Origin of the sequence: Pseudomonas ekonensis (genome assembly GCF_019145435.1) — a bacterium.
GTDB lineage: Bacteria > Pseudomonadota > Gammaproteobacteria > Pseudomonadales > Pseudomonadaceae > Aquipseudomonas > Aquipseudomonas ekonensis.
The window spans coordinates 1,383,966-1,396,743 of record NZ_JAHSTS010000001.1; the positions used below are offsets into that span (position 1 = coordinate 1,383,966).

The 12,778-nt window shown below is 64.7% G+C and carries 9 protein-coding genes; 4 read left to right on the forward strand and 5 right to left on the reverse strand.

The features are described 5' to 3' along the window. Window positions 1-9: 9 nt before the first annotated feature. Both KVG96_RS06330 and mfd read right to left on the reverse strand, forming a co-directional pair. Window positions 10-576: a CsiV family protein gene (locus KVG96_RS06330; RefSeq protein ID WP_217891255.1), complete on the reverse strand. Its 567-nt coding sequence runs from the start codon at window positions 574-576 to the stop codon at window positions 10-12. 10 nt (window positions 577-586) lie between these two features. Then, on the reverse strand, window positions 587-4,036 hold the full coding sequence (mfd, locus tag KVG96_RS06335) for a transcription-repair coupling factor (protein ID WP_217891256.1): 3,450 nt from the start codon (window positions 4,034-4,036) through the stop codon (window positions 587-589). Between the two features lie 354 nt (window positions 4,037-4,390). On the opposite strand from mfd, the gene KVG96_RS06340 reads away from it, so the two are divergent. Next, the gene (locus tag KVG96_RS06340; RefSeq protein ID WP_085630799.1) at window positions 4,391-5,854 is read left to right on the forward strand and encodes a glyceraldehyde-3-phosphate dehydrogenase; all 1,464 of its coding nucleotides are present in this window, start codon (window positions 4,391-4,393) and stop codon (window positions 5,852-5,854) included. A gap of 201 nt (window positions 5,855-6,055) precedes the next feature. On the opposite strand, the gene KVG96_RS06345 is transcribed toward KVG96_RS06340, so the two are convergent. After that, window positions 6,056-7,354, reverse strand: coding sequence for an MFS transporter (locus tag KVG96_RS06345; protein WP_217891257.1), 1,299 nt, complete (start codon window positions 7,352-7,354; stop codon window positions 6,056-6,058). A gap of 75 nt (window positions 7,355-7,429) precedes the next feature. Here KVG96_RS06345 and KVG96_RS06350 point away from each other — a divergent pair, with 75 nt between their 5' ends. Beyond that, the gene (locus KVG96_RS06350) at window positions 7,430-8,479 is read left to right on the forward strand and encodes an FAD:protein FMN transferase (protein WP_217891258.1); all 1,050 of its coding nucleotides are present in this window, start codon (window positions 7,430-7,432) and stop codon (window positions 8,477-8,479) included. Between the two features lie 198 nt (window positions 8,480-8,677). Continuing rightward, window positions 8,678-10,072: a Si-specific NAD(P)(+) transhydrogenase gene (gene sthA, locus KVG96_RS06355; RefSeq protein WP_217891259.1), complete on the forward strand. Its 1,395-nt coding sequence runs from the start codon at window positions 8,678-8,680 to the stop codon at window positions 10,070-10,072. A gap of 42 nt (window positions 10,073-10,114) precedes the next feature. On the opposite strand, the gene KVG96_RS06360 is transcribed toward sthA, so the two are convergent. Continuing rightward, window positions 10,115-10,837, reverse strand: a complete 723-nt coding sequence (locus tag KVG96_RS06360; RefSeq protein WP_217891260.1) for a glycerophosphodiester phosphodiesterase — start codon at window positions 10,835-10,837, stop codon at window positions 10,115-10,117. Window positions 10,838-10,851: 14 nt separating this feature from the next. Then, a complete protein-coding gene (locus KVG96_RS06365; RefSeq protein WP_217891261.1) occupies window positions 10,852-11,433 on the reverse strand; it encodes a PilZ domain-containing protein in 582 nt (193 codons plus the stop codon). Window positions 11,434-11,527: 94 nt separating this feature from the next. Here KVG96_RS06365 and KVG96_RS06370 point away from each other — a divergent pair, with 94 nt between their 5' ends. After that, window positions 11,528-12,778 (forward strand): lipoprotein-releasing ABC transporter permease subunit, encoded by a 1,251-nt coding sequence (locus tag KVG96_RS06370; RefSeq protein ID WP_217891262.1) that lies wholly within the window; start codon window positions 11,528-11,530, stop codon window positions 12,776-12,778.

The following is a 12,778-nucleotide window of genomic DNA, read 5'->3' on the forward strand; positions in this document are numbered from 1 at the left end:
CGACTTCGATCAGTCCGGCACGACTTCAGGCGCTTCGCGAGGCGCAGGCGCCGTCAGTGAAGTGATCTTGATCAGCAGGGCCAGGTGGCCGTTGTCGAGGTAGTTGAGCTGGCCGTTCTTGGTGTGGCTGTCCTGCTTCAGCCGTTCGCTGGCCGTGACCATGCCGTTGCCGTCGATCTGGTTGACCCAGAAATCGGCGTTCACGTCGGTGAAGCGCCCCAGCTTCATTTCCAGCGTCCCTTCGATGGGGAACTGGCCGAACTGCTCCTGGCCTTCGCTGACCGCCACTTTCGCCGGCGCTTCGCCCAGGGTCTGCTGCCAGGCCTTGTGCATCAGTACGCTGTACTCGCCGCTGGCGGTGAGCTTGGCGGCGACGTCGCCCAGGGCCGGGGTGCGCCGGCTGTCATCGCCCAGGCGCCGGGCGCCGGCGGCCCAGTCTTCCGGTGCGGCGCGGCTGACGATCGCCGGCACGGCGTTCTGGCGCACCAGGATCATTTCGACCTGGTACAGGTCATCGGCAAACGCGGTGGGGGCGACCAGGGTCATCAACAAGGTCAGTGAGCGGAACAGGCGCATGCGGCGTCCTTCAAGCAGTTGTCGGGATGAGGCGCTCGAACAGCGCCTCCACAGTATTGAAGCGCTCTTCCGGGCGCTCCATCGGCACCATGAACTTGAACATCGTGGCGCCTTCGAACTTGTAGCGTTTGGGCTGGCCCTGGATCAGTTTGATCAGGGTCAGCGGATCGACCGGCGTCTGGGCGGCGAACTCGATGCGTCCGCCTTGCGGTCCGCCGTCGACCTTCTTGATGCCCAGCTGTTCGGCCTTGAGTTTCAGCGCGGTGAGGCGCATCAGGTTCTTGGTCGGCTCCGGCAGCAGGCCGAAGCGGTCGATCATCTCCACCTGCAGGTCCTTCAGGCCTTCCTCGTCGGTGGCCGACGCGATGCGCTTGTACAGGATCAGGCGGGCGTGGACGTCCGGCAGATAGTCCTCGGGAATCAGTGCAGGCACCCGCAGGTTCACTTCCGGGCCGCCGCCGAGCGGCTGCTCCAGGTTCGGTTGCTCGCCCTTGCGGATCGATTTCACCGCGCGTTCGAGCATTTCCATGTACAGGGTGAAGCCCACGGCCTGGATCTGGCCGCTCTGGCCGTCGCCGAGCAGTTCGCCGGCGCCGCGGATCTCCAGGTCGTTGGTGGCCAGCACGAAACCGGCGCCCAGGTCCTGGGTGTTGGCGATCGCTTCCAGGCGCTTCTCCGCGTCGGCGGTGATCTGCTGGCGCGGCGGCGTCAGCAGGTAGGCGTAGGCCTGGTGGTGGCTGCGCCCGACCCGCCCGCGCAACTGGTGCAACTGGGCCAGGCCGAACTTGTCGGCGCGCTCGATGATGATCGTGTTGGCGCTCGGCACGTCGATGCCGGTCTCGATGATGGTCGAGGCGATCAGTACGTTGAAGCGCTTGTGATAGAAGTCGCTCATCACCTGTTCGAGTTCGCGCTCGCGCATCTGCCCGTGGCCGATGCCGATCCGCGCTTCCGGCACCAGTTCGGCCAGGTCGGCGGCGCACTTCTCGATGGTCTTCACATCGTTGTGCAGGTAATAGACCTGGCCGCCGCGCAGCAGCTCACGCAGCAGCGCCTCTTTGACCGTGCTCTTGTTCTGCTCCATGACGAAGGTGCGCACCGACAGGCGCCGCGCCGGCGGCGTGGCGATGATCGACAGGTCGCGCATGCCCGACACCGCCATGTTCAGCGTGCGCGGAATCGGCGTGGCGGTCAGGGTCAGGATGTCGACTTCGCTGCGCAGGGCCTTGAGCTGTTCCTTCTGGCGGACGCCGAAGCGGTGCTCTTCGTCGATGATCACCAGCCCCAGGTTCTTGATCTTGACGTCGTCCTGCAGCAGCTTGTGGGTGCCGATGACGATGTCGATCTTGCCCTCGGCCAGATCGGCCACGGCGGCGTTGACTTCCTTGGCCGACTTGAAGCGGCTCATCACCTCCACGGTCACCGGCCAGTCGGCGAAGCGGTCGCGGAAACTGTTGTAGTGCTGCTGGGCGAGCAGGGTGGTCGGCACCAGGATCGCCACCTGCCGGCCGCCGTGCACCGCGATGAACGCGGCGCGCATCGCCACTTCGGTCTTGCCGAAGCCGACGTCGCCGCAGACCAGGCGATCCATCGGCTTGGGCGCGAGCATGTCCTCGCGCACGGCTTCGATGGTGGCCTGCTGGTCCGGGGTTTCCTCGAACGGGAAGCCGGCGCTGAACGTGGCGTAGTCGGCCTTCGGGTCGGCGAAGGCGTAACCTTCGCGGGCGGCGCGGCGGGCATAGATGTCGAGCAGTTCGGCGGCGACGTCGCGCACCTGTTCGGCGGCCTTGCGCTTGGCTTTCTGCCAGGTTTCGGAGCCTAAGCGGTGCAGCGGCGCGAGTTCGTCGTCGCTGCCGGTGTAGCGGGCGATCAGGTGCAGGTTGGCCACCGGCACGTACAGCTTGGCGCCCTCGGCGTATTCCAGGGTGAGGAACTCGGCGGCCTGGTTGTCGATCTCGAGGATCGACAGGCCCAGGTAGCGGCCGACGCCGTGGTCGATGTGCACCACCGGCGCGCCTTCGCGCAGTTCCGTGAGGTTCTTGATCACCGCGTCGTTGTTGGCGTCGGCGCGTTTTTCGCGGCGCCGGCGTTGCATCACCCGTTGGCCGAACAGCGGGCTTTCGGCGATCAGCGCCAGCGACGGTTCGTCCAGCATCAGGCCTTCGTCGAGCGGGGCGATGGTGATCGCCAGGCGCTCCTTGCCGGCGACGAAGTCCGGCCAGCTGTCGACGGTCTTGGGGCGCAGCTTCAGGCGTTCGAGCAGTTCCAGCAGCACCTCGCGGCGGCCTGCGGATTCGGCGGTGAACAGCACGCGTCCGGGGAAGGCGTCGAGGAAGGCGGAAAGGGCCGCCAGCGGTTGGCTGGCCTTGGCCTCGATGGCCAGGTTCGGCAGCGCCTGCGCCGGGAAGCGCTCGCGGCCGACGCCGGTGTCCGTGTCCTGTTGGCTGGCGGTGACGCGAGGCCAGCTCTTGAGGCGGGCGAAGCAGTCTTCCACCGGCAGGAACAGTTCGGCGGGCGGCAATAAAGGACGCGACGGGTCGACGCGGCGTTCCTCATAGCGGTTGCGCACGTCGTTCCAGAAGTTCTCCGCCGCCTGTTCGATGCCCGGCAAGGAGAACACCTGGGTGTCCTGGGGCAGGTAGTCGAACAGGGTGGAGGTCTCTTCGAAGAACAGCGGCAGGTAGTACTCGATGCCGGCCGGGGTGATGCCGCTGCTCAGGTCCTGGAAGATCGGGCAGCGACGGAAATCGACATCGAAACGCTCACGGAAGCGCGCCTTGAAGCGGGTGACCGCTTCTTTCTGCAGCGGGAATTCCTTGGCCGGGAGCAGCTTGACCGAGTCGACCTTGTCGATGGAGCGCTGGTTCTCCGGGTCGAAGGTGCGCAGGGTCTCGATTTCGTCGTCGAACAGGTCGATGCGGTAGGGCAGTTTGCTGCCCATCGGGAACAGGTCGATCAGCGCGCCGCGCACGGTGAACTCGCCGTGCTCGTAGACCGTGTCCACATAGCGGTAGCCGCTGGCTTCGAGCCGGGTGCGCATCTGTTCGACATCGAGCTTCTGGCCGACGTCCAGCGCCAGGCTGCTGCCGAGCAGGAACTGGGTCGGCGCCAGGCGGTGCAGGGCGGTGGTGATCGGCACCACCAGCACGCCGTGCGCAAGTTCCGGCAGGCGGTAAAGGCTGGCGATGCGCTGGGAAATGATGTCCTGGTGCGGCGAGAACAGGTCGTAGGGCAGGGTTTCCCAGTCCGGGAAATGCAGCACGGGCAGATCCGGGGCGAAGAAGCTCAGCTCCTGTTCCAGCCGCTCGGCGCTTTGGCTGTCGGCGGTCAGCAGCAGCGTAAAGCGCTTGGCTGCGCTGGCAGCCTCGGCGATCGCCAGGCTCAGGGCGGCACCGGGCAGGTTGCCCCAATGCTGTTTACCTGCCGCGGCAGGGAGTGGCGGTAGACGCAGAACGGGCACGGAAGGTCGGGCTCCAGGCGGTGCGACAAAGTCGGTAATTGTAGCGGCGTCGGGTGCCGCCTGTCAGTTGCAGACTGCGTCTATCTGCGCTGTTTGGGCGAAATGTAGTGGTAAAGACAAAAACGGGCGGTTTTTTGGTGGAAATGTAGTGCCGAAAACCAAGGGTGTTACGGAGGGTTACAGACATGGTCGTTTGGGTGTCGAAAAATTGACAGCGCTGGAAGCCCCGGTTTTGCTGGGCTGGCGAGGGGCGCAATTTTTTCGGCCGGTCATTTGTTACCGATTGCGCGACAGGCGCGCATTGCTACGCGATGGACTCGGCGGCATAATGTAGCCCCTTTTTTCTGCCCCTACATGTGGAAGGTTCCCGTGACTCAGAAGCCCGACCAGTGTCTTGGTGAATGGATCGACCGTGAAGCACTCGCAGAAGCGATGATTCCGCTTATCGGTCAGCTCTACCGCAACAACAACGTGGTGAGCTCGATCTATGGCCGCAGCCTGATCAACCAGTCTGTCATCGCGATTCTCAAAGCCCACCGCTTTGCCCGCCATCGCGCTGCCGACGACAGCGAACTCTCCGTCCACGAAACATTCCCGCTGCTCAAGGCCATGAGCGAGCTCAAGCTCGGCGCGGCTTCGGTAGACCTGGGCAAGCTGGCGTTCAAGTTCCGCAACGAAGCCAACGGCCGTACCGCCGAGCAGTTCGTGCGTGAAGAGATGGCCGAAGTGGTCGGTCAGCAGAACGCTTCGGCCCGCAAGGGCACCGACGTCGTCCTGTACGGTTTCGGCCGCATCGGCCGTCTGCTGGCGCGCATCCTGATCGAGAAGACCGGCGGCGGCGACGGCCTGCGCCTGCGGGCCATCGTGGTGCGCAAGGGCGCCGAGAACGACCTGACCAAGCGCGCCAGCCTGCTGCGCCGCGACTCGGTGCACGGTTCGTTCAACGGCACCATCACCATCGATGAAGCCAACAACACCATCACCGCCAACGGCAACCTGATCCAGGTGATCTACGCGAAGAACCCGACCGAGGTGGACTACACCCAGTACGGCATCAAAGACGCGCTGCTGGTGGACAACACCGGTGTGTGGCGTGACGCCGACGGCCTGGGTCAGCACCTGCAGTGCCCGGGCATCGACCGTGTGGTTCTGACTGCGCCTGGCAAGGGCAAGCTGAAGAACATCGTTCATGGCATCAACCACAACGAAATCACCGCTGACGACAAGATCGTCTCCGCCGCTTCCTGCACCACCAACGCCATCGTGCCGGTGCTGAAGGCTGTGAACGACAAGTTCGGCATCGTCAACGGCCACGTCGAGACCGTTCACTCGTACACCAACGACCAGAACCTGATCGACAACTTCCACAAAGGCGACCGCCGTGGCCGCAGCGCCGCGCTGAACATGGTGATCACCGAGACCGGCGCCGCCACCGCTGCCGCCAAGGCCCTGCCTGAGCTGGCCGGCAAGCTGACCGGCAACGCGATCCGCGTTCCGACGCCGAACGTGTCCATGGCCATCCTCAACCTGAACCTTGAGAAGGCCGCCACCCGCGAAGAGATGAACGAGTACCTGCGCTACATGGCGCTGCACTCGGACCTGCACAAGCAGATCGACTTCGTCAATTCGCAGGAAGTGGTTTCCACCGACTTCGTGGGCTCGCGCCACGCAGGCGTGGTGGACGCCGAGGCGACCATCACCCAGGACAACCGCGTCGTTCTGTACGTCTGGTACGACAACGAGTTCGGCTACAGCTGCCAGGTGATCCGCGTGATGGAAGACATGGCCGGTGTGAACCCGCCAGCGTTCCCGCGCTAAGCCTTAGCGGTACATGAAAACGCCCCGACCTTGGTCGGGGCGTTTTTGTTTGTGTGCCTGTCGGGAGCTCGCTCGTCTGTGCGGGCCTCATCGTCGGATCGCCTCCCGGAGCAAGTCCGCTCCCACAGGTCGCGCGGCGTACGCAATGCTTGTGAACGACAGGGGCATTGTGGGAGCGGGCTTGCCCGCGAAAGCGATCGGTCAGGCACCGCCGCTCACGGCCGCCTGTGCCGCTCGCTGTTCGTGCCTGTTGCCGCGGAACAGCACCAGCGTCGCGATCAGCCCCAGCACCGCTGCACCGCTGAGCCAGATGCCCGGCGCTGCCTTGTTGTCCAGCACATGGATCAGGTAAGTGCAGGCCGCCGGGGTGAAGCCGCCGAACGTTGCGGTCGCCAGGCTGTAGGCCAGCGAGAAGCCGGTCGTGCGCACTTCCACCGGCATGATCTCGGTCAGCGCCACCACCATGGCGCCGTTGTACGAGCCGTACAGGAACGACAGCCACAGCTCGACGATCAGCAGATGGCTGAAGCTCGGGTTCGCCACCAGCCACGACAAGGCCGGGTAGGCCGTGACGATGGCCAGGATCGTCGCCGCCAGCAGCAGCGGTTTGCGTCCGATCCGATCCGACACCGACCCCATCACCGGCAGCCAGAAAAAGTTCGACAGGCCGATGCACACCGTCACCAGCAAGGCATCGAAATCAGACAGATGCAGCTCGGCCTTGCCGAAGGTCGGGGTGTAGGCGGTAATCAGATAGAACGACACGGTGGTCATCACCACCAGCGCCATGCCGGCGATGACGATGCTGAAGTTCTGGCTGATGGAGCGGACGATGTCCGACAGGGTAGGGCGATGCTTGCGCGCCTGGAACTCCGGCGTTTCTTCCAGCGAGCGGCGGATGATGAAGATCGCCGGGACGATCATGCAACCGACCAGGAACGGCACGCGCCAGCCCCAGTCGCCCATTTGTTCGGGGCTCAGCCAGTGGTTGAGCCCGACGCCGAGCAGGCCGGCGAAGACCACGGCCGCTTGCTGGCTGGCGGACTGCCAGCTGACGAAAAAGCCTTTGCGCCCCGGCGTGGAGATTTCCGCCAGGTACACCGAGACGCCGCCCAGTTCGACCCCGGCCGAGAAGCCTTGCAGGAGGCGTCCGAGCAGCACCAGCAGCGGCGCAGCGACGCCGAGGGTCGCGTAGCCGGGCACGCAGGCGATCAGCACGGTGCCGGCGGCCATCAGGGCCAGGGTGATGATCAGGCCGTGGCGGCGGCCGTGGCGGTCGATGTAGGCGCCGAGGAAGATCGCCCCGAGAGGGCGCATCAGGAAGCCGGCGCCGAAGGTCGCCAGCGACAGCATCAGGGAAGCGAAGGCGCTGTCGGCCGGAAAGAAGGCTTTGGCGATGGCCGTGGCATAGAAGCCGTAGACCATGAAGTCGAACATTTCGAGGAAGTTGCCGCTGACAACGCGAAAGATCGCCTTGCCTTTGCCCGTGGAGGAGGACATATCCAGGTACTCGCTGTTGGATTTTGTATGAAGGCGTTGCGTTCGTGCGGGAGCGCGCGGGCGCTTTGATTCATAATGGCCGGCGCGGTTTTGCGGGGAGATGAAGAATTGTTAACTGGACGGTGGCTTGGGCTTGTGATCCTGGCGGGCGCGCTGTGCGCCTGCGGCGCCGGCGACACCCTGGAAACCCTTGGCGGCCCGACCATGGGCAGCACCTGGTCGCTCAAGTACGTGCGGCACCCGGGCCTGCCCGATCCTGCGCAGGTGCGCGGCGAGGTCGAGGGCATCCTGGCCGGGGTCGACCGACAGATGTCCACCTACCGCAGCGACTCCGACATCTCGCGCTTCAACGGCTTGCCCGCCGGTGGCTGTCAGGCCATGCCGGCACCGGTGCTTGAGTTGGTTCGCGTCGGCGAGCGTCTGTCGCTACTTAGCGAAGGTTCCTACGACCTGACGGTGGAGCCGCTGATGAACCTGTGGGGCTTCGGCCCGCAAGGCCGCGAGGAAAAGGTGCCGGATGACGCGGCGCTGGCGCAGGCCCGGCAGCGCGTCGGCCATCAGCATCTGCGCATCGAGGGCGAGCGCCTGTGCAAGGATGCCGCCGTCGAGGTCGATTTCGACAGCATCGCCGCCGGTTACGCGGTTGATGCGATCGCCGCCAGGCTCGCAGCCCTGGGCATCCACGACTACCTCGCCGAGGCCACCGGCGAACTCAAGGCCAGTGGCAAGAAGCCCGACGGGTCTGCGTGGCGCATCGCCCTGGAGGAACCCCGTGACGACCGGCAGGTGACCGAGCGCATCATTGAGGTCGACGGCTACGGCGTTTCCACCTCCGGCGACTACCGCAACTATTTCCGGCAGGACGGCCAGCGTTATTCCCACACCTTCGATGCCCGCACCGGCCGGCCCGTCGTGCACGATCTGGCGTCCGTGACGGTGATTGATCCTTCGGCGCTGATGGCTGACGGGCTTTCGACGCTGCTGCTGATCCTCGGGCCCGAAAGGGGGTGGGACTATGCGCAAAAGCACGGCGTCGGTGCATTCTTCGTGATTCGTGCCGATACAGGTTTCGTCACGCGCGCAAGCCCTGCGTTCGAGCGGCTCAGTCGCGGGAAAACTGACTGAGGACAATGCGAAAACTGGCGTTGTAGTGCAGGCAGAAGTAGCCTACGACGCGACCAAGGGTTAATGTGCGCGGCGTTGACGCTTCTATAGACTGTGTCCGGGTTTTTTCACTGGCCCCCAATTGTTCCTTCGCGCCGCCATCCGGCGTGATTTAGCCGCCGGTGCCGATGGCGCCGCGGCCTGTTCTGAGGAGTACGCATGGCTGTCTACAACTACGACGTGGTGGTGCTGGGTTCCGGCCCGGCGGGAGAAGGCGCGGCAATGAACGCCGCCAAGGCGGGGCGCAAGGTGGCGATGGTCGACAGCCGCCGTCAGGTCGGCGGCAACTGCACCCACCTGGGCACCATTCCGTCCAAGGCCTTGCGTCACTCCGTGCGGCAGATCATGCAGTTCAACACCAACCCGATGTTCCGGGCCATCGGCGAACCGCGCTGGTTCTCCTTCCCGGACGTGCTGAAAAGCGCCGAGAAGGTCATCTCCAAGCAAGTCGCCTCGCGCACCGGCTACTACGCCCGCAACCGCGTCGACGTATTCTTCGGCACCGGCAGCTTCGCCGACGAGCAGACCATCGAAGTGGTCTGCGCCAACGGCGTGGTCGAGAAGCTGGTGGCCAAGCACATCATCATCGCCACCGGTTCGCGCCCGTACCGTCCGGCGGACATCGATTTCCACCACCCGCGCATCTACGACAGCGACACCATCCTCAGCCTCGGCCACACCCCGCGCAAACTGATCGTCTACGGCGCCGGCGTGATCGGCTGCGAATACGCCTCGATCTTCAGCGGCCTGGGCGTGCTGGTCGAACTGGTGGACAACCGCGGCCAACTGCTGAGCTTCCTCGACTCGGAAATCTCCCAGGCGCTGAGCTACCACTTCAGCAACAACAACATCACCGTGCGCCACAACGAAGACTACGACCGGGTCGAAGGCGTGGACAACGGCGTGATCCTGCACCTGAAGTCCGGCAAGAAGATCAAGGCCGACGCCTTGCTCTGGTGCAACGGCCGCACCGGCAACACCGACCAGCTGGGCCTGGAGAACATCGGGGTCAAGGTCAACAGCCGCGGCCAGATCGAAGTGGACGAGGCCTACCGCACCTGCGTGCCGAACATCTACGGCGCCGGCGACGTGATCGGCTGGCCGAGCCTGGCCAGCGCCGCCCATGACCAGGGCCGTTCGGCCGCCGGCAGCATCGTCGACAACGGCAGCTGGCGTTTCGTCAACGACGTGCCGACCGGCATCTATACCATTCCGGAGATCAGCTCGATCGGCAAGACCGAGCAGGAGCTGACCCAGGCCAAGGTGCCGTACGAAGTGGGCAAGGCGTTCTTCAAGAGCATGGCCCGGGCGCAGATCGCCGGCGAGCCGCAAGGCATGCTGAAGATCCTGTTCCACCGCGAGACGCTGGAAGTGCTGGGCGTTCACTGCTTCGGCTATCAGGCCTCGGAGATCGTGCACATCGGCCAGGCGATCATGAACCAGCCGGGCGAGTTGAACACCCTGAAGTACTTCGTCAACACCACGTTCAACTACCCGACCATGGCCGAAGCCTATCGGGTAGCGGCGTACGACGGCCTCAACCGGCTTTTTTGAGCGGCTCCGGCCGGTGGCCTGAGCCGGCCGGGGAGACCGATTTCAGCAATTCTCGAGGGTGGCAGTGGCCAAACCGGGAAAGTCTGTAATCAGGCTGTCAACGCCGAAATCGGCGAGCCTGCGCATCAGCGCAGGTTCGTTGACGGTCCACACCGATACGTGCAGCCCTTGGCGCTGCGCCTTCTGCAGACGCTCCGGCGTGCACAGCGTCCAGTTCAGGGCCAGAATCGCGCAACCGTAGTTCTGCGCGACCTTCAGCGGATCCAGCCAGGCGTACTCGGCCACCAGGCCGCGAGACACGTCCGGCACCAGGTCCTGCGCCGCCTTCAACACTTCCCGTGAGCTCGAGGTGATCGTCACCTTGTCGAGCAGGCCATGCCTGACCGCCATTTCGCGGATCGCCAGCACCGTGGTCGCGGCGCGGGTGCGCGAGGCGCTCTTGACCTCCAGTTGCCAGTGCTCGAAGTCGCATTTCTCGAACAGCTCCTCCAGCGTCGGGATCGGGCAGGGCTTGATCCAGCCCGGGCCGCCCTTGCGCGCATCGTAGGTCACCAGCTCGGCGGCCGTGTGCTCGACCACCTTGCCGCGCCGCTCGGTGGTGCGCTTGAGGGTCGGGTCGTGGATGACCATCAGTTCGCCGTCCTTGGACAGGTGCAGGTCCAGTTCGCAGCGGCGCACGCCGTGCTTGAGGCATTCCTGAAAGCTGGTCAGGGTGTTTTCCGGTGCTTCGCCCTTGGCGCCGCGGTGGCCGTAGATGAGGGTCACGGTTCTTCCTTAATTCAAATGCCTGATTCGTTCTGTTCGCGGGCCAGGCGTCGTTCCTGGGCCTGCTTCTGCAGGATGTAGCGGGCGAGCAATTGGCGCTGGGCGTCGGTCAGGTGCTCGAACTCGGTGCCGACGTCGTAGCCGTCGCCCTTGCGGTCGCAATGGGTCACGCGGGCGCGCAGCAGCAGGCCCAGGGCCTGGGGCATCAGCACCAGCTTGACCGACAGCCGCGCGCCGACGGCCACGGGCGTCGGGTGCTGAAAGTCGATGCCGCCTTCGGAGATGATCACCGGCTGCGGCTCGCCGATGTGGCCGAGCACGGTCAGGGCGACCACCTGGCTGAGCAGGTCGATGCGTTTGTTCTGGGTCTTCAGGAACGCGGCGATGGCGCGGTCGCGCTCGTTGATCTGGCGCAGCAGGTGCTGCGACTCGAATTCGCTCAGGTGCAGTTCGCTGAGCAGGTTGAAGAGGGGGGAAGCATCCTGCAACACTTCCTCGCCCGCCGCTTCGGGAGCGGACAGGGGCCTAATTTCCAGTGCGATCATGTCCTCGATACGGTAGTATTCGCGGCGATCTTCTTCATCTAATGTCGACATGGCGAACCCATGGTAGCGGCGGTGGTCTGAGTGTAAAGCTGGTTATCGACCCCCGCCACAAGGACGTTCCTTTTCCCTCCGAACAAGCCCCGACATGTTCAGACCTCTCTTCGTATTCATCGGCACGCGTTACACCCGTGCAAAGCGCCGCAATCATTTTGTCTCCTTCATTTCCCTGACTTCGATGATCGGGCTCGCCCTTGGCGTGGTCGTGATGATCGTGGTGTTGTCGGTGATGAACGGCTTCGACCATGAGATGCGCACCCGCGTGCTGGGCATGGTGCCCCACGCCACCGTCGAGTCCGGCGAAGCCATCAGCGACTGGCAGGGCCTGGCCGACAAGGTCAGGCAGAACCCTCAGGTGACGGCCGTCGCGCCGTTCACCCAGATGCAGGGGCTGTTGACCAACAACGGTCAGGTGTCCAAGGTGCTGCTCAACGCCATCGACCCGACGCTGGAGCGCAACGTGTCGATCATCGACAACTTCATGCAGCAGGGCAGGCTCGACGATCTGACCCCTGGCAGCTTCGGTATCGTCATCGGCGACAAGGCCGCGGCCAAGCTCGGCGTGGGCCTGGGCGACAAAGTCACGTTCGTGGCGCCGGAGGTCAGCGTGACCCCGGCCGGCATGTTCCCGCGCATGAAACGCTTCACGGTGGTCGGCATCTTCCACGTCGGCGCCGGCGAGATCGACGGCTACCTGGGCGTCACCAACCTGCAGGACCTGGCGAAGCTGCACCGCTGGAAGCCGGACCAGGTGCAGGGCCTGCGCCTGAAGTTCGACGACCTGTTCCAGGCCCCGCGCGAGGCGTGGAACATCGCCCGGCAGCTCGGCGAAGACCGTTACTACGCCCGCGACTGGACCCGCACCCACGGCAACCTGTACCAGGCGATCCGCATGGAGAAGGCCATGATCGGCCTGCTGTTGCTGCTGATCGTCGCCGTGGCGGCCTTCAACATCATTTCCACGCTGGTGATGGTGGTGAACGACAAGAAGGGCGACATCGCGATCCTGCGCACCCTGGGCGCCACGCCCGGCACGATCATGCGCATCTTCATGGTGCAGGGCACCGTGATCGGCGTGGTCGGCACCGCCATCGGCGCGGTGGTCGGGATCTTCGCCGCGCTCAACGTCAGCGCCGCGATCTCGGCCCTCGAAGGCCTGATCGGCCACAAGTTCCTCAATGCGGACGTGTACTTCATCGATTACCTGCCGTCGCAGGTGCAGAGCCAGGATGTGGTGATGGTCTGCTCCGCCGCGTTGGTCCTGAGTTTCCTCGCCACCCTGTATCCCGCCTGGCGTGCCGCACGCACCCAGCCGGCGGAGGCGCTACGTTATGAGTGA

Bases quoted from the DNA above. Each gene is read 5' to 3' on its own strand.
- KVG96_RS06330 (WP_217891255.1), bottom strand. From the start codon at position 576: ATGCGCCTGTTCCGCTCACTGACCTTGTTGATGACCCTGGTCGCCCCC.
- KVG96_RS06340 (WP_085630799.1), top strand. From the start codon at position 4,391: ATGTGGAAGGTTCCCGTGACTCAGAAGCCCGACCAGTGTCTTGGTGAA.
- KVG96_RS06345 (WP_217891257.1), bottom strand. From the start codon at position 7,354: ATGTCCTCCTCCACGGGCAAAGGCAAGGCGATCTTTCGCGTTGTCAGC.
- KVG96_RS06350 (WP_217891258.1), top strand. From the start codon at position 7,430: ATGGCCGGCGCGGTTTTGCGGGGAGATGAAGAATTGTTAACTGGACGG.
- sthA (WP_217891259.1), top strand. From the start codon at position 8,678: ATGGCTGTCTACAACTACGACGTGGTGGTGCTGGGTTCCGGCCCGGCG.
- KVG96_RS06365 (WP_217891261.1), bottom strand. From the start codon at position 11,433: ATGTCGACATTAGATGAAGAAGATCGCCGCGAATACTACCGTATCGAG.
- KVG96_RS06370 (WP_217891262.1), top strand. From the start codon at position 11,528: ATGTTCAGACCTCTCTTCGTATTCATCGGCACGCGTTACACCCGTGCA.